This window comes from Ornithinimicrobium cerasi (assembly GCF_003702705.1).
GTDB classification, from domain to species: Bacteria; Actinomycetota; Actinomycetes; order Actinomycetales; family Dermatophilaceae; genus Ornithinicoccus; species Ornithinicoccus cerasi.
Window position 1 is genome coordinate 205267 of sequence record NZ_QZMN01000008.1, and the last position, 16848, is coordinate 222114.

A 16848-nucleotide genomic window follows, 5' to 3' on the forward strand; every position below is an offset into this window, starting at 1 on the left:
GAGGCATTCGTGCACCGCACCGATCAGGACCACGCGACCATGTGACACACGCGGAGCCTAGCGTCGGTGAGGCCTCGGTTGCGCGGTGGCCCGCTGCGTAGTGCACCATGTATGTCGTGCATCGACAGGGGAGGCGACACACCGTGGGGACACTCGAGCGACTCGTTGCGGGCGTTGGCCTCGCCCTGAGCTCGCCGGCGATGGCGGTCAGCGCCGCGGCCATCAAGGCCAGCTCGCCGGGTCCCGTGCTCTTCCGGGCCGAGCGCATGGGTCGCGCCGAGGTCCCCTTCACCATGTACAAGCTGCGCACCATGCACCAAGGCGCTCAGGACGCCGGCTCGATCACCGGCGGGCGGGATCCCCGCATCTTCCGTGCGGGTAAGGTACTCCGCTCCCTGAAACTCGACGAGATCCCTCAGCTCGTCAACGTCGTACGCGGCCAGATGAGTTTCTTCGGGCCGCGGCCCGAGGCGATCGACGTCGTGGAGAAGCACTATGCCCCATGGATGATGGAGTCGCTGAAGGTGCCGCCCGGCATCGTCGGTCCGGGGAGCCTTGGCTACTTCCTGGGGGAGGACGAGCTCCCTGACGACCCCACGGACGCCGAGCAGCACTACGCACGCGTTCTGCTGCCTCGCAAGATCGCTCGCGAGCTCGTCTTCGTCCGGCGCCGTACTTTGGCCTACCGTCTGGAGCTCCTCGTGCGCACCCTGCTGGGCATCGTGAAGCTGCACGGCCTGCTCATCGGCGCCGCTGAGCGCGAGGAGCGCGCTGCGGCGGAGATCCTGCGTAGCGTCGGTGAGCTGTCTTCCGACCCGACCACCCTTCCGGTCTCGGGTGACCGGGATGGCGACCCCCTGACCCGAGGTAAATGACTCCGTGACCGACTTTCTGCCCTTCGCCCTCCCCGACGTAGGTGAGCCTGAGATCGAGGCAATGGTCGCGGCCGTCAGGTCCGGCTGGGTCTCGTCCGGACCCAAGGTGAAGGAGTTCGAGGCAGCCTTCGCCGATGCCATCGGCGAGGGCGTCGAAGCGGTCGCGCTCAACTCGGCCACGGCAGGTCTGCACCTCGGGCTTGAGGCGATCGGCATCGGGCCCGGCGACGAGGTCTTGGTCCCGACGTGGACCTTCACCGCCACCGCCGAGGTGGTCCGCTACCTGGGGGCTATCCCCGTGCTCGTCGATGTCGACCCAGTCATCCTGAACATCGACCTCGCTGACGCGGCCACCAAGGTGACTGCCGCGACGCGCGCGGTCATGCCGGTGCACTTCGCCGGCTTCCCGATCGACCACGACGCCATCGCCGCCTTCGCAGCGACGCACGGGCTGGCCGTCGTCGAGGATGCCGCGCACGCGTTCCCCGCCTCGTACGGCGGTGTCAACGTCGGTGCGGGCACGAGCGAGGCCACGGTCTACAGTTTCTATGCGACCAAGACGATGACCACAGGCGAGGGCGGCATGCTGGTCACCCGCGATTCCGAGCTTGCGCAGCGCGTCCGCGTGATGCGCCTCCATGGGATCAACCGTGACGCTTTCGACCGCTACCGCTCGGACAAGCCGGCCTGGCACTACGAAGTCGTCGCGCCGGGCTACAAGTACAACCTCACCGATCCTGCTGCGGCCATGGGTCTCGTGCAGCTGGACCGCGCGGTCCAGATGCGTGACCGACGCGGGGAAATCGCGTCGGTCTACGATTCTGCGTTCGCCGACCTCGACCTCGAGCTGCCTGCCGGAGGCGGCGAGGGAGTCGGTCACGCGTGGCACCTCTACGTCGTGCGCCTGCCGGCCGGTGGCGACCGGGACGCCTTCGTGCGCGCGATGGCCGAGCGCGGCGTCGGGACGTCGGTGCACTTCATCCCCCTCCACATGCAGCCCTACTGGCGTGACCTCGGTGAGCACGCACGCGACGACTTCCCGGTGGCAGCGCGCGAGTTCGACCGGGTGGTGAGCCTTCCGATCTTCTCGAGCATGACGGCCGAGCAGGTGCAGAAAGTCGTCACGGCCGTGCGGAAGACGCTCACCTCTGGGGGCGGAGTCGGTTGAGGATCGGCCTCCTGACGCAGTGGTATGACCCTGAGCCAGGCCCTGCCGCGCTCCCCGGGGCGCTGGCGCGTGGGCTGGTTGCCCGCGGCCATGAGGTCAAGGTCGTCACAGGATTCCCCAACTACCCGACCGGTCAGGTCGCGCCCGGCTACCGGATCCGGCCGCGGATGGTCGAGCAGATCGACGGCGTTGACGTGACGCGCGTGGCGCTCTACCCGTCGCACGACGACTCGGTGCGCAGCCGCATCACCAACTACGGGTCCTTCGGAGCGTCCGCGGCGCTCTTGGGTGTGCGCCAGGCGTTCGCTGGGATCGACGCCATGTGGGTCAACTACTCCCCGGTGACGGTTGCGGCGCCGATGCTGGCCCAGTCGTGGTTCCGTCGCACCCCCAACGTGGTCCACGTACTGGACCTGTGGCCCGACACGCTCACCGCCACCGGCTTCGCCGGCTCCGGCATCGGCTCGCGCGCGGCCGTCGCCGGCCTCAACGGCCTGTGCAACGCGATGTATCGCGCCGGGTCCAAGGTCGCCTACGTCTCACCCGGCGTGGGTGAGCGGTTGCGCGAGCGTGGCGTGCCGGAGTCCAAACTGGCCTACGCACCGCTCTGGGCCAACGAGTCCCTGTTCGCGCCGCGTGAGCGTCAGACCGAGCGAGGCTACGGCGTCACCGAGCACGACCGGGTTCTGCTGTACGCCGGCACCCTCGGCCGCGCACAAGGCCTGGAGCCGCTGGTGCGTGCTGCCGCCCAGCTGCGTGACTCCAACCTGGTCTGCCTGGTCGCAGGGTCCGGCACCGAGGAGCATCGCCTGCGAGAGTTGGCCGACGAGCTGGACGCGACCAACGTACGTTTCCTCGGGCGTCTGGCGCCGGCGGAGATGCCTGCGTTGATGGCGGCGGCCGACGTCCACTACGTCTCCCTCAATGACGACCCCCTGGCGCGGATCACGATGCCGAGCAAGCTGCAGGCCACGCTGGCGGCTGGCGGGGCCGTCATCGGCATGTTGTCGGGCGACGCCGCTAACGTGGTCGTCGACTCCGGCGCCGGCTGGGTCTGCCGCTCTGACGACATCGAGGGGCTGGCGGGTGTGCTGGCCAAGTTCGTCGCCGAGTCGCCCGCTGCCGTGGTCGCCCGGGGCGCCGCCGGCCGTGCCTACTACGAGGCTCACTTCTCCCTCGCTCTCGGGGTCGAGCGCATCGAATCGCTGCTCGCGGAGGCTGCGGGGGTGTCGTCGTGACCACGCTGCACCGGCTCACGGCCGCCGACGTCCCGGATGCGGCAGAGTTGCACCGCCGCGCCTTCCCGTCATTCTTCCTCAGCGAGCTGGGGCCCGTCTTCCTGCGCGAGTTCTACCGGGGCTTCCTCGCCGACGGGGCCGTGACGGTGGTGGCGCGTGACGCGACTGGACGTTTGGTCGGCGTCGTCGTGGGCCACGTCAACCCGTCCGGCTTCTTCCGGCGGCTGCTGGTCAAGCGGTGGTCCGCCTTCGCGATCGCGAGCCTCTCCCTCGTCGTTCGCCGTCCCAGGGTCGTACCGCGTCTGTTCCGGGCGCTGACCTACCGTGGGCAGGATGGTGAGGAGCAGCCGCCCGGCGCTCTTCTCAGCTCGATCTGCGTGGAACCGGCCATGCAGGGCACCGGAACGGGACGCCTGGTCCTCGAGGCGTGGCTGCGGGAGTTGCAGTCGCAGGGCGAGACCCGTGCCTACCTGACCACGGATGCCCTCGACAATGGCAGCGTCAACGCTTTCTACGTCCGATCCGGCTGGCGGTTGTTCTCCAGCTACGAAACACCTGACCAGCGCAGGATGAACTGCTACGTCTGGCCGGCGGACACGTCGGGCGACAAGAGCGATTATTCACATACAAAGGGGAATGAACAGTGAGTTGGACCACCGAGGGCCCGATCCTCGTCACCGGAGGCACCGGCTCGTTCGGATCCACGATGGTCCGTCGCCTGCTCCAGACCGACGTCGAGGAGATCCGCATCTTCAGCCGCGACGAGGCCAAGCAGGACGCGATGCGTCGCGAGCTCGCTGACAGTCGGGTGCGCTTCTACGTGGGCGACGTCCGCGACTCCCGTGGCGTCGAGGACGCGGTGCACGGGGTGCGCCACATCTTCCACGCAGCGGCACTCAAGCAGGTCCCGAGCTGCGAGTTCTTCCCGCAGCAGGCCGTGATGACCAACGTCCACGGCAGTGACAACGTCATCCGCGCAGCCGAGCGTGCCGGCGTGAAGTCGGTGGTGTGCCTTAGCACCGACAAGGCCGTCTACCCGATCAACGCCATGGGCATCTCCAAGGCGATGATGGAGAAGGTCGCCCAGTCCTACGCCCGCAACTGGTCGGACACCGGCACGACGGTCTCCATCACCCGCTACGGCAACGTCATGTACAGCCGCGGCTCGGTGATACCGGTCTTCGTGCAGCAGTTGCGTGATGGCAAGCCCGTGACGCTGACCGATCCCGACATGACCCGCTTCCTGATGTCGCTCGAGGACTCGGTCGACCTGGTCCAGTACGCCTTCGACAACGCGCGGCCGGGCGACATCTTCGTCAGGAAGGCGCCGGCCTCGACGGTCCGCGACCTGGCGCTGGCGGTGGCGTCGCTCTTCGGCAACGACAACCCCGACATCCGCGTCATCGGAACCCGCCACGGCGAGAAGCTCTACGAGTCCCTGCTGGGTCGCGAGGAGCGCCAGAAGGCGGAGGACCGCGGTGACTACTACGCGGTGCCGCTCGATGCGCGAGGTCTGGAGTACGAGCTCTTTTTCGACAAGGGCGACACTGACCTGCCGGACGAGGACTACCACTCCCACAACGCCGAGCGCCTCGATGTCGAGGGCGTCAAGCACCTGCTCCTGACGCTGCCTGAAATCCGGCACGAGCTCACCGTCGCCGGCATCGACCCGGAGAACGCGCTGTGACCGCTGCCCGGCGCATCGCGATCACCGGCGGCTACGGCTTCCTCGGCTGGCACACTGCCTGCCGACTCCGGGCCCTGCACCAGGTCGAGCCCGTACGTCTGGGGCGCGACGACTTCGCCGACCCGGCCCGGCTCGTCGAGGCGCTGCGAGGCGTCGACGCAGTGATCCACATCGCCGGCGTCAACCGCGCTGACTTCGACGAGGCGGTCGAGCAGGGCAACATCGACCTGGCGAGCACGGTCGTCGCCGCCATGCGTGAGGTCGGCACGCCTTTCGACGTGGTCTTCGCCAACTCGGTCCAGGCGCAGCTGGACAACCCCTACGGACGCGGCAAGGCCGAGGCGGCGCGGATCGTCAGGGAGGCCGCCGTCGAGTTGGGCGGTCACTTCGCCGACCTGCTCCTGCCGAACCTGTTCGGTGAGCACGGCCGTCCCGGCTACAACTCCTTCGTGGCGACCTTCGCGCATGAGGTGGCGGCCGGCCGGGTGCCCACCGTCACCGGAGACCGTGAGATCGAGCTCCTGCACGCCCAGGACGCCGCTGCCGTGCTGATCGCGGCGCTGGGGAGTGACGCCTCCGAGGTCGTACCGGCCGAGGCGATCGGCATCGGCGAGGTGCTGCGGTTCTTCCTCGAGACGCAAGAGCTGTACGCGACCCGCGGCGAGGTGCCTGACATCTCGACGCCCATGCGGCGCAACCTCTTCAACACCTACCGTGCCGCTGCCTTTCCGGACATGTGGCCGATCTCCCCGCAGGTGCATGGCGACAACCGGGGTGACCTCTACGAGACGGTCCGCGCGCACGGCGGCACGGGCATGGCCTTCATGTCGACGACGCTGCCCGGCCACAAGCGCGGCGAGCACTACCACCTGCACAAGGTGGAGCGCTTCTTCGTCGTGAAGGGTGAGGCGGAGATCGAGCTCCGTCGTCTGCTGCACGACGACGTGGTGACCTTCCGCCTGAGCGGCGACAAGCCGTCGTTCGTCGACATGCCCGCCCTGTGGGTGCACAACATCCGTAACGTGGGGGACACCGAGTTGGTGACGATGTTCTGGGCAGACCAGCTGCTCGACGTGGACAACCCGGATCAGTTCCCCGAGACGATTGCCCAGGAGGCAACCGCATGAAGGTCATGACCGTGGTCGGCACCCGCCCGGAGATCATCCGGCTCGCCGCCGTGATCAAGCGGCTCGACACCACCCCGGGCATCGAACACGTCCTGGTCCACACGGGCCAGAACTACGACTACTCGCTCAACCAGGTCTTCTTCGACGACCTGGGCCTGCGCGCCCCGGACCACTACATGGGCGTCGACACCTCGAGCCTCGGCAACGTCCTGGGTGGGGTCCTCGTCGGCACCGAGAAGGTGCTGCTCGAGGAGAAGCCCGACGCGATGCTCGTGCTCGGCGACACCAACTCCTGCGTAGCGACCGTCATGGGGAAGCGGATGCGGGTCCCGACCTACCACATGGAGGCCGGCAACCGCTGCTTCGATGAGAACGTGCCGGAGGAGACCAACCGTCGCCTTGTCGACCACGTCGCCGACTTCAACCTGGCCTACACCGAGCATGCGCGCCGCAACCTGCTCAACGAGGGCCTGCACCCGCGGCGCATCCTCGTCACCGGCTCGCCGATGCATGAGGTGCTGGAGGAGTTCCGCGAGCAGATCGAGGGCTCCGACGCCCTTGAGCATCTCGGCCTCACTTCGGGGGAGTACTTCTTGGTGAGCGCGCACCGCGAGGAGAACGTTGACCTTCCGGAGCGTCTGGAGAAGCTGCTCGAGTGCCTGGTGGCCGTGCGCGACCAGTTCGGCAAGCGTGTCGTCGTGTCGACCCACCCGCGCACGCGCAAGCGGCTCGAGACGCTCGACAGCGAGCTCGACCTCGGCGAAATCGACTTCATGGAGCCCTTCGGCTTCCACGACTACAACAAGCTTCAGCTCGAGGCGGCCTGCGTCCTCTCCGACTCCGGCACCATCTCTGAGGAGTCGTCAATCCTGGGCTTCCCGGCCATCACGCTGCGTGACTCCATTGAGCGCCCGGAGGCTTTGGACAGCGGCTCGATCATCATGACCGGGCTGAACCGGGACGACGTCGTACGCGGTGTCGGCATTGCGATGACCGACGGCCCGGTCGTCTCCTCACACCCTGCGGGTTACGAGATCAACGACACCAGCAACCGAGTCGTTCGGTTCATCTCCTCGACCGCTGGGCGCCATGCGCAGTGGGCTGGGATTAGGGCCCATGGTCGCGCCTGAGACACCCGGGAACGTTGCCACTGCGAGCGAAGCTCTGGCCGCGGCGCGTACCGGACGTCTGGTACGCGGGGTTGGGTCTTCCCTGGTCGCCCGGGGTGTGACGTCCCTCGTCCCCCTGGTCCTCATCCCCATCACGCTGGGGTACCTCGGGGCCGAGACGTACGGCATATGGATGGCATTGACTTCGGTGACCAGCATGTTCCTGTGGGCCGACCTCGGCCTGGGGAACACCCTCATGACTCGGCTAACACCGCTGATCGTCAAGGGAGACTGGGCTGAGGCTCGCGATCTCGTGTCGGCGGCCTACCGCGTCCTCGGTCGGGTGGCACTCGTGGGAATGGTGGCAGTGGCAATTGCATCGCTCCTGCTGCCGTGGGACGCCATCCTGAACGCACCCGACTCCGAGGAGCCGCGGTGGGTGGCGGGCGTGTGCCTGTTGGCGTTCGTCATCAACATTCCGCTGTCGCTGGTGCACCGACTCCTCTTCGCGTTGCAGCGGGTTCCTGCGAGCAACGGGCTTCAGATGGGCGGATCGTGCTTGGCCGTGGCAGCTGGAGGGCTTGCCGTCATCGGTGACGCGGCACCGGTGCTGGTCATTGCGCTGATCGTCCTCGCCCCGGTGGCGGTGAACGCTCTCGGCACCGTGGTCACGTTGAAAGGCAGCGGGTTGGTGTCGTCCGCTGCGCTGCGCGACGCGTCGTCCAAGGGGCTGATCACCTCTGGCCTGCGCTTCGTCCTGATCGGTGTGATGACCTCCTTGGCGCTCAACGTCGACTTCCTCGTGGTGGCGCACGGCACCGGTGTCAAAGACGTCGCCCTGTATTCGGTGGTGACGAGGTTGTTTCTGGCCCTCGGACTGCTAGTCACCGTGCTCAACATGCCTTTGTGGCCGGCCAATTCGGAGGCCCTCGTCCGAGGCGACCTCGCCTGGGTGCGTCGCTCGACAGGTTGGATGATGCTGCTGTCTGGCGGAGGTGTGTTGCTGAGTGGCGCGGTTCTCGTGTTGGCGAAGGATCCGATCCTGCAGATCCTGGGCGCGCACGACTCGACGCTGTCCACGACCCTGCCTCTGGGATTCGTGGCGATGTGGACGCTTCTTGCGATAACTTCGCCGCTCTTCATGGTTCAGAACTCGGTAGGCCATTTAGGTCCGCAGACCATTGGCTGGGCGGCTTACCTCATCGTGAGTGTGCCGGCCAAGGTCCTGGTGGTGCACAACATTGGCAGCGACTGGATTCCCTGGACCTCCCTGGTGGTCTACGCGATAACCGTGTTTCCGTCGGCTGTGATCGGCCTCCGTGGCGCGTTGCGCGCGACTGGCCGCAGGACAAGAACGTTTCAGGGTGTGGGAGGGTGAAGGTATGACGTTCGAGAATCGGGTGCTCGTCATGACTGACTACCGCGGAGGCTTTTGGTCCAGCACTCGGAACGTCCAGACTGCGACGACCATGGATGTCGATCGCCTGTCCGAGGCTCTGCGGATCAGCGGGCTCGACGTTGTTGTGCTCCCTGCTGCTCGCGCGCTTTCTGAGATGGGAGACACGCCCTCGTACGTCGTCTATACGTCGTCGGAGCACGCGGAGTCCTACAAACGCTTCATTGAGGCGACCGTGCTGGGTCTGCAGTGTCGCGGCCACACGCCAATTCCCCGGTTCGAATACCTTCTGGCTCACCACAGCAAGGCGGTCATGGAGTCCATCCGCGGCGGCATCTTCGGTGAGGACGCAGGCAATCCCTCGGCACGTGTCTTCGGCGCATTGGAAGAACTTGACGCTGAGCACCTCCGGTACCCGGTGGTACTCAAACCCTCGCGCGGGGCAGGGTCCCGGGGCGTCACGTTAGCCAAGGACGCAGAGGAAGCACGTCGCTCTGCTGAAGAACTGAGCAGATCAGAAGGACCCAAGGAGCGCCTCCTCTCCGTCCTGAGGGCTAAGCGCCGTCCGGACTTCGTACCGCCGTCGAGTCATCAGAATCCATTCGTAGTCCAGCCCTACATTTCAGGACTCTCGGGTGACTACAAGGTCCTGCGGTACGGATCACGCCTCTACGTGGTGGGACGACGCAATCGAGAAGGGGATTTCCGTGCCTCCGGGGCAGGTCTACTGGACTACCGGATCGGGGACGGTGAAGACCTGGCACCGGTCCTGGACGCTGCTTGGACGTGGGCGACGAAGCTGCAGAGCCCCTTCTCATCTCTCGACGTCGCCTACTCGGCGTCCTCCAACGGTGGTCACCCTATGCTGATCGAGTTCCAATGCGTGATGTTTGGCCCAGCGGCTCTTGAGAACTCGGTGGGTTACTACACGGGCGGGCCCGGCGCGTGGCAGTTCACCAAGGAGAAGTCGGTGCTCGAGTCCGTCTTCGCACAGGCCTGCGTTGGGTTCATCCGTGCTGACCAGGGGGCCTGAGATGCACCTGATGCTGATCTCGGCCTTCAACTTCAACGACTTCGCTCCCGCAGTCGCGCGTCACAAGGCGCTGCTCAGCGGATGGGTGCGCGGACGTGTGGGGCCTGCCTCCCTGTGTCTCGTCACCACCCCGTCGGGAAGTGAGCCGACGTTCGACCCCGACGTCTTCGTCAAGGGCGTCGGGCGGCCGGGTCGGTTCTGGCGGTTGCACGCGCTCCGCGGCCTCAGCACGTTAGTGAGTGAGATGGCCGCTCGGGACGAGTTGCCCGATGTCGCACTGGTGATTGACCGTGATTCCCTTTTCCTGCCCGCTGCCATCGCCATCCTGAAGCGTCACGGGATCGTCGTCCTGCACGAGGTCACGGAGTATCCCGACGTGGTGCTGGGGAACGGCGTGCGAGGTCGCCTGGAGTTGGAGGTTTTCAGGCGTGGTGCACTCCCTCGCCTCGATGGCGTGCTGGTCATCAGCCCGCAGATCGCATCCTGGGCTCGGGGCTTCACCTCCTCTCCGATCATCAGGGTCGCGGGCATCGTCGACACCTCTGGCCCGTCGCCAGCCGGTGAACCCGACTCATCCCGTGGGGTGCTGATCGGCTACTGCGGATCGCTCAACGAGGCGAAGGACGGCGTCAGCCTCCTAGTGCGCGCGCTGGCCGGTATCGCGGACCGCGCCGTTCGCCTTCGGGTCGTCGCGGGCCCGCACAGTGACGAGCAGCGACGCGACCTAGACGATGTGGTGCGCGCGTCCGGCATGGAGAACCGTGTGGAGGTCGTGGGACCGGTCCCCTCGAACGAGGTCCAGCAACTTCTTAGCGAGTGTCACGTCCTGGCTCTTCCGAGGCCCGCTTCTCGGCAGGCGGAGGGTGGGTTCCCGACCAAGCTTGGCGAGTACCTGTCGACCGGACGGCCGGTTGTCGTGAGCGCAGTCGGTTCGATCCCCGGCTCCCTGCGGCACCGGAGCGACGCGCTCCTGGTAGCCCCGGGGGACGTGGGTCAGCTGTCTGCCGCTCTCGAGGAACTCGTCGTCGACAGACGCCTGCGGGAAACGATCGGACGCGCCGGTCGGACACGCGCCGAGCAGGACTGGAGTCCCGTGCGGGCAGCCGAGTCCATCGCGCGGTTTATTGAGAATGAGGTGAGCGCTCGTGGTTGATCTACTGTTCGCTGGGGACTTCTACTCCCCGCACGCGGTGGCACCCGATGTAGCTGACGACGTTCGAGCGCTGATCAGGGAGGCGCAGCATGCTGTCGTGAATCTGGAAGCCCCTCTCACACAGACCACCCATCGCATCAAGAAGTCAGGTCCCGCTATCGTCTCGCACCCGGCCAGCGCGGCACACTTGAAGGACGTCGGTTTTGCGGTCGTGACGACTGCGAACAACCACATCCTTGACGCAGGACGGATCGGCCTGCGAGACACCTTGGCGGGCTGCCGGAGGGCGGGGCTCGCGCAGGCCGGGATCCGCGTCGAGGCGGAGGGTGAAGCCGGTAGCGGCCACCTCGATCTTCCGTTGTTGGACGGCTCCACCGTGAGAATCTTGAGCTACTGCGAGCACGAGTGGTCCGTGACCGATGGGGACAGCGCGGTCGGCTGGTCCGTAGTCGCTGCTGCCCGAGGGGTAATTGAGGCGAAGGTGGAGGGAAAGCGCGTCGTCGTCGTCTTGCACGGCGGCAACGAGTACTTCCCTCTTCCACGTCCGGTGCTACGCGACGAGTTGCGGTTCCTGGCCGAGGTGGGCGCCGACGCCGTGATCATGCACCACAACCACATGCCGTCGGCCTACGAAGTCTGGGCCGGCGTCCCGATCGCCTACGGAATCGGCAACTTCCAGTTCGCGATGGCGAACCCCCACTCCGAGTGGCACGAGGGGCTCCTGGCAGGAATCACCTTCGAGGAGTCCGGTGCCCGTCTCAGCCTCACGCCGGTGGTCACATCGGAGTCCTTCGAGGTCTCTCTGGCGTGCGGCGCCGACAAGGAGCGGATCCTCAACCAGGTCGAGGGATACAAGCAGCAGGTGACGTCGGACGTCGCCCTGCGTGCGCTCTGGGACGAGTTTTGCTCGGGAACGGGCAAGGCGCTGCTACGGGTGGCGCTTCAGCCGACCAGCAGCCGCGGCTCGGCGTTGATTGTCGAGGCATGGATCAGCCACATGGCCCGCCATCCCGAGAACCTCCTGGTCCTCACCAACGTGATGCAGTGCGAGTCGCTGCGAGACCTCATCACCGATCACCTGCGGAACGCTGTCGACGATACGGTCGACTGGGGGTGATCTGTGATGAAGGCAGTACCCGTCGTCGTCCAGCACTCGTGGGGCACGCTCGGGGGTGGCGGGCCCATCGGTGCGCTAACCCGGCTTATGGGGTCGCGCCTTGCGGAGCAATACGAGTTCGTCCCCATGCACCAACAGCAGGCGGCCGGCGGCGTCGACGTCTCACTGTTGCGTCAGTGGGTGCGCATGCTGCGAGAGGTGCAGCCGGACCTAGTCCACGTGCGTGGCCTCGGGAACGAGGGGTTCCACGGTGTTCTCGCGGCTAGGCTCGCAGGGTGTCCTCGCATCCTCGTGAGCGTCCACGGCACCCAACGCGACCTGAGTGACCGCGCCGGTCTGAGGCGATCGGTCGTGGTGAAGGCGCTGGAGCCTGCCACATTGGCGCTGGCCACGCACGTCACCACAGTCTGCCACTACGCCGCCGCGCGGCCGTTCGTCCAACGCCACCGGACGAAGCTGATCGGACCGCTCGTCAATGGCGTGACGATCGAATCGGGGGACGACTCGGCCCGACAGGGCCTGCGGACTTCCCTCGGACTCCGTGAAAAGGACGTGGCTGTCGCCTCAGTGGGTCGCCTGGTGTGGGAGAAGGGGCACGAGGATCTCGCGTCCGCGCTGACGCTTGCACCCGCCTCTGTCCGAGAAAGGACCGTCCTTCTCATTGTCGGGGACGGCCCCGACTCGGAAGCCATCGAGGCCCGTTACCAGACCACCGGCGTGCGCACCCGGATGCTGGGAAGACGCCTTGACGTCCCTGACATCCTCCGCGCTGCCGATGTGTTCGCCTTCCCGTCCTGGCACGAGAACCTCTCGAACGCGTTGATAGAGGCGATGATGTCCGGTGTGCCGGTGGTGGCCACGGATGTCGGCGGGAACACAGAGATTGTGCGCGGCGGCGGCGGCCTCCTGATACCCGCCCGCAACGCCGACGCCCTGGCGGCAGCCTTGGTGGAATTGATCAGAGACGAGCCAAGGCGCAGGCTCTTAGGAGAGGAAGCCCGCGAGAACGCACTGGCCAACTACTCTACGGAAGCGATGCTTCAAACATTCGACAATGTTTACAGAACTGTGCTGGGAGTGAAGTGAAGGCGACACTCTTGGGGTTCACTGTTCCCAATGACCTGATTGAAGAGATCAACCGCACCGACGCCTTCATGGCCACCCAGACGCACCGGTTCGCCTGGGGCGTCGTACGAGGCCTCACGGAGGCGGGGGTGGAGGTCGATCTCCTGTCTGCTGCTCCGGTGTCGGACTACCCCAGGAATCCCAAGCGTGCCTACCCGGGCGGTCGGTTCCGCGAGCACGGCGTGGAGGGGCTCTTCCTCCCGTTCGTCAACTTGCTGGGGCTCAAGCACCTCACGCGATGGTTCGCGGCGTGGTGGGTCGGTGGCAGACGGCTGCGGCGGGCGAAGCCCGACTGGCTCCTGGTGCACGGTGTGCACTCCCCGTTCCTCTGGTATGCCGTCCTCGCGCGGCGACGGTTCGGAGTGCGAGCAGCCGTATTTCTCACGGATCCTCCCGGCGTGGTGCTTCCCAGCGACTCCGGTTTGCGGAGTCGGCTCAAGAAGCTCGACATCGGGATCACCAAGCGAGCCCTGGCGAAGGTCGATGCGGTCATCGTCCTGGCTGAACCATTGGCCACTGACTTCGCGCCGGGTATACCGAGCCTAACAATGGAGGGCTTGTTCGACGTGGAAGCCTGGCCTTCTGACGAACAGATCCAAGGTGCCGACGCGAAGTCACGCATCGTCACCTATGCGGGCGGGTTGAGTGAGGAGTACGGAGTCGGGCTTCTTGTTCGGGCCGTCGTGTCCAGCGACGACCCGCTACTTCGACTACAGCTGTTCGGTCGTGGCCCGCTGGAGGACTGGATCCGCGAGGTATGCGCAACCGATCAACGCGTCTTGCCTCCCCGGCTGCTCAAGCCCCACGAACTCGGCTTGATGTATGCGACGAGCACGGTTTTGGTTCAACCACGCCCGGTTGAGCAAGGGTTTGTGCGATACAGCTTCCCGTCCAAACTGCTGGAGTACATGGCGTCTGGCACGCCAGTGCTCACCACGCGGCTGACTAGTATTCCAACGGAGTACGAGGGCCTTGTCATCTGGACTGACGACTCGGTGGAGGGGTTGGAGCAAGCAATCGAGGAAGTAATTAGCATGCCCGCGGAACGTCGCAGGGCCATCGGGGCGAATGCTTCAGACTTCGTGAGACGCAACCGTTCGACGCGCGCGCAGGGCGAGAGAATGCGGAACTTCCTCCATGCCTTGGGTGACGTCCAATGAGCAGACTGGAGCGTGACGACTCGTGAGTTATCGGGCTCTTCACAGATGAGCAGTCAGGCGCGCCTTCGGCCCGCACCGTGGTGCCTGAAGATTCCGCCGTGGTCGCCGTTGCGGAACCTGGCCTTTGAGGTGGACGCTGGTTGGGTTCGTCGTGGTCGACCCCGGAACACCCTGTAGTGCGAATCAGCCTGTAGATGAGCATGGGGCGGAGGGCTCCACGGGAACCGTGGATTGGTGCCAGCGAGCCCGCGCGTCAGACTTCCGAACATCCCTGCCCTCCACACGACGGACGATGGTTCGCATCGGCGTCGTGAGGAGAAGGAGCTCCGCGATGGAAGTCATGCACGCCCGCTGCGCGGGCATGGACATATCGAAGACGGACGCCAAGGTCTGCGTCCGGGTGGCCGGAACGGGACGGCGGAAGGCGGTCGAGACGGTCAGCACGTGGTCGTCGATGACGCGCCAGATCCTCGCGCTGCGAGAGCACCTGGCCGCCGAGCAGGTCACCTGCGTGGTGATGGAGGCCACCAGCGACTACTGGAAGCCCTTCTACTACCTGCTGGAGGACCTGGACGGTGTCGAGGTCCTGCTCGTCAACGCGCGCCAGGTGAAGAACCTGCCTGGGCGCAAGACCGACGTCAATGATGCGACCTGGCTGGCGCAGCTGGGAGCTCATGGTCTGGTGCGTGGCTCGTTCGTGCCGCCCGAGCCGGTGCGACAGCTGCGCGACCTGACGCGGACCCGGACGGCGATCATCCGGGAGCGTTCACGGGAGGTGCAACGGTTGGAGAAACTGTTGGAGGACGCCGGGATCAAGCTCTCCTCCGTGGCCTCCGACATCCTCGGTGTCTCGGGCCGGGCGATGCTCGAGGCCCTCATCGACGGCGAACGCGATCCGGTCCTCATGGCCGACCTGGCCCGGCGGCGGCTGCGGATCAAGATCCCGGCGCTGACCGAGGCACTCCAAGGACGCTTCGTAGAGCACCACGCGTTCATGGTCCGCATTCACCTGGACCTGATCGATCAGCACACGGCCGCGGTCGACCAGCTCACCGAGCGGATCGAGGAACTGTGAAGCGCCCCAGGTTCTCGGCCGCTCCTATACGGGTTCCGGCTCTCGGTTGAGGGCCGCGTAGTGGGCGTGCTCGAACTCTGCGGGGGTCAGGTAGCCGAGGCTACTGTGCAGCCGGCGCTGGTTGTACCAGTCGACCCAGCCGGCGGTCGCGTACTCCACGTCGTGAACGCTGCGGTAGGGCCCGTCGTGGAAGACGGTGGTGCGCACGCACTCGTTCTTGTACAGGCCGATCACGCACTCCATGAGGGCGTTGTCGTAGGCATCGCCCACGGACCCGATCGAGGGGCGGATGCCCTCGAGGTCGAGGTGCTCGGTGAATTTCACCGCGGTGTACTGGCTGCCGGCGTCGGCGTGGCCGATCAGCTGCCCGGGCTGGACCGGGTGACCTTCTCGTTCCCGCTGCCAGGTGGCCATCCTGATCGGGGTCATGACCAGGTCGACGTCCTTGGTGCTGGCGGCATGCCAGGCCATGATCCGCTGGGCGAAGACGTCGACGACGAACGCGACGTAGACCCATCCCGACCAGGCGCGGACATAGGTGAAGTCCATCACCCAGGTGCAGTTCGGGGCGGCTGCGGTGAAGTTGCGGTCCAGCAGGTCACGGGCCCTCCTGCCGTCCTTGGCGGGGATCGTGGTCCGGACTCCCTTGCTGCGGCGGATCCCGGACAGGCCCAGGGCCCGCATCGCCCGGTCCACACTGCCCGGTGTCGCCGACGGGAGCCTGCGTCGGACCAGGGCGGTCATCTTGCGTCGCCCGTAGAGCCCCTCGGGGCTCAGACGGCGCCGGCCCTGGGCGTCTGTGGTCCAGGCGAGGTCGCGGACGGTGTCCATCACCAGGGCGTCACTGATGGTGCGCTCAGCGACGGGGCGGGTTGGCTGGCGCCAGGCCCGGTACGTCCTCGCGGCGACCTGGCAGCCCTGCTCACGCAGCACCCGGCAGATCGACTCGACCGCGAACCCCTGATCCCTCATCTCGTCCACGAACGCGATGATCATCGGTTGCGGGGGTCGAGCTCCCCCGCGAAGAAAATCGAGGCCCGGCGCAGGATCTCGTTGTCTTCCTCCAACCGGCGAACCTGGGCCTTGAGGCTCTTGATCTCGGCCAGCTCCTCGCTGGTGGCGCCCTTGCGTTGCCCTCCGTCGATCTGGGCCTGGATCACCCAGCGGCGAACGGTCTCTTTGCCCAGTCCTTCACGGCGGGCAACGGCCTCAGCGGCCGCGGTCAGCGAGGAGTACTCGCCCTGGTGCTCCAGCACCAGGCGCACGCACCGCTCCTTGACCTTCGGATCGATCTTCTTCGGCATGAACTGCATCCTTCCAACTCACAAGGATGCGGCACCAAACCTGGAGCGCTTCACCCGCAAAGTCATTCGGCTTGGGCTATGGGAGTTGCCTGCGACCGCTCAGGCCCGCTCCACGAGGGCTACAGGGCGCCATCCATGAAGCCCTTCAACTATCCGATGCAGCATCCCACGCCTTGGGAGAGAGCGTCAGGATTCGTACGGGAGACACCCTGAATCGCCCCGGGTCTGATGGAGGCTCTGAATCCTGGAAAGGATGATGAGCACCATGCCAGCACCGAGGA

14 protein-coding genes and 1 pseudogene are annotated in these 16848 nt (G+C 66.2%); 14 read left to right on the forward strand and 1 reads right to left on the reverse strand.

Translation table 11 applies throughout. The features are described 5' to 3' along the window. Window positions 1–143 precede the first annotated feature (143 nt). The 14 genes and pseudogenes from D4B81_RS11250 to D4B81_RS11315 form a co-directional block, all read left to right on the forward strand. Window positions 144–875 (forward strand): sugar transferase, encoded by a 732-nt coding sequence (locus tag D4B81_RS11250; protein WP_237565954.1) that lies wholly within the window; start codon window positions 144–146, stop codon window positions 873–875. Between the two features lie 4 nt (window positions 876–879). Further along, window positions 880–2043 carry a DegT/DnrJ/EryC1/StrS family aminotransferase gene (locus D4B81_RS11255; RefSeq protein ID WP_122262735.1) on the forward strand — a complete coding sequence of 388 codons (1164 nt, stop codon included), beginning with the start codon at window positions 880–882 and terminating at the stop codon, window positions 2041–2043. Then, entirely contained in the window at window positions 2040–3281 is a 1242-nt protein-coding gene (locus tag D4B81_RS11260; protein WP_122262736.1) for a glycosyltransferase family 4 protein, read from the forward strand. Before D4B81_RS11255 ends, D4B81_RS11260 begins: the two co-directional genes overlap by 4 nt. Then, window positions 3278–3928 (forward strand): GNAT family N-acetyltransferase, encoded by a 651-nt coding sequence (locus tag D4B81_RS11265; RefSeq protein ID WP_122262737.1) that lies wholly within the window; start codon window positions 3278–3280, stop codon window positions 3926–3928. The genes D4B81_RS11260 and D4B81_RS11265 overlap by 4 nt, the downstream gene beginning before the upstream one ends. Further along, a complete protein-coding gene (locus D4B81_RS11270) occupies window positions 3925–4968 on the forward strand; it encodes a polysaccharide biosynthesis protein (protein ID WP_272914067.1) in 1044 nt (347 codons plus the stop codon). The genes D4B81_RS11265 and D4B81_RS11270 overlap by 4 nt, the downstream gene beginning before the upstream one ends. Beyond that, window positions 4965–6095, forward strand: coding sequence for a polysaccharide biosynthesis C-terminal domain-containing protein (locus D4B81_RS11275; protein WP_122262738.1), 1131 nt, complete (start codon window positions 4965–4967; stop codon window positions 6093–6095). Before D4B81_RS11270 ends, D4B81_RS11275 begins: the two co-directional genes overlap by 4 nt. Further along, window positions 6092–7225, forward strand: a complete 1134-nt coding sequence (gene wecB / locus D4B81_RS11280) for a non-hydrolyzing UDP-N-acetylglucosamine 2-epimerase (RefSeq protein ID WP_122262739.1) — start codon at window positions 6092–6094, stop codon at window positions 7223–7225. Before D4B81_RS11275 ends, wecB begins: the two co-directional genes overlap by 4 nt. Next, a complete protein-coding gene (locus tag D4B81_RS11285) occupies window positions 7212–8582 on the forward strand; it encodes a lipopolysaccharide biosynthesis protein (RefSeq protein WP_237565955.1) in 1371 nt (456 codons plus the stop codon). The genes wecB and D4B81_RS11285 overlap by 14 nt, the downstream gene beginning before the upstream one ends. Window positions 8583–8586: 4 nt before the next feature. Then, window positions 8587–9633, forward strand: coding sequence for an ATP-grasp domain-containing protein (locus D4B81_RS11290; RefSeq protein WP_122262741.1), 1047 nt, complete (start codon window positions 8587–8589; stop codon window positions 9631–9633). A 1-nt stretch (window position 9634) separates the two neighbouring features. Beyond that, window positions 9635–10786 carry a glycosyltransferase family 4 protein gene (locus D4B81_RS11295; protein ID WP_161965133.1) on the forward strand — a complete coding sequence of 384 codons (1152 nt, stop codon included), beginning with the start codon at window positions 9635–9637 and terminating at the stop codon, window positions 10784–10786. Window positions 10787–10823: 37 nt separating this feature from the next. After that, window positions 10824–11903 (forward strand): CapA family protein, encoded by a 1080-nt coding sequence (locus D4B81_RS11300; protein WP_272914068.1) that lies wholly within the window; start codon window positions 10824–10826, stop codon window positions 11901–11903. A 6-nt stretch (window positions 11904–11909) separates the two neighbouring features. Next, window positions 11910–12989 (forward strand): glycosyltransferase, encoded by a 1080-nt coding sequence (locus D4B81_RS11305; RefSeq protein WP_122262744.1) that lies wholly within the window; start codon window positions 11910–11912, stop codon window positions 12987–12989. Next, complete coding sequence (locus D4B81_RS11310) at window positions 12986–14188, forward strand: glycosyltransferase family 4 protein (RefSeq protein ID WP_122262745.1); 1203 nt, start codon at window positions 12986–12988, stop codon at window positions 14186–14188. The genes D4B81_RS11305 and D4B81_RS11310 overlap by 4 nt, the downstream gene beginning before the upstream one ends. A gap of 331 nt (window positions 14189–14519) precedes the next feature. Further along, window positions 14520–15254 (forward strand): annotated as a pseudogene (locus D4B81_RS11315) (IS110 family RNA-guided transposase); the annotation flags it as partial. 33 nt (window positions 15255–15287) lie between these two features. Here D4B81_RS11315 and D4B81_RS11320 read toward each other — a convergent pair. Continuing rightward, window positions 15288–16567, reverse strand: a protein-coding gene (locus tag D4B81_RS11320) for an IS3 family transposase (protein ID WP_122262764.1) whose coding sequence is annotated in 2 segments (ribosomal slippage) — window positions 15288–16294 and window positions 16294–16567 — 1281 coding nt in all. Because the reading frame shifts where the segments join, the coding sequence is not laid out codon by codon here. Window positions 16568–16848: the final 281 nt, after the last annotated feature.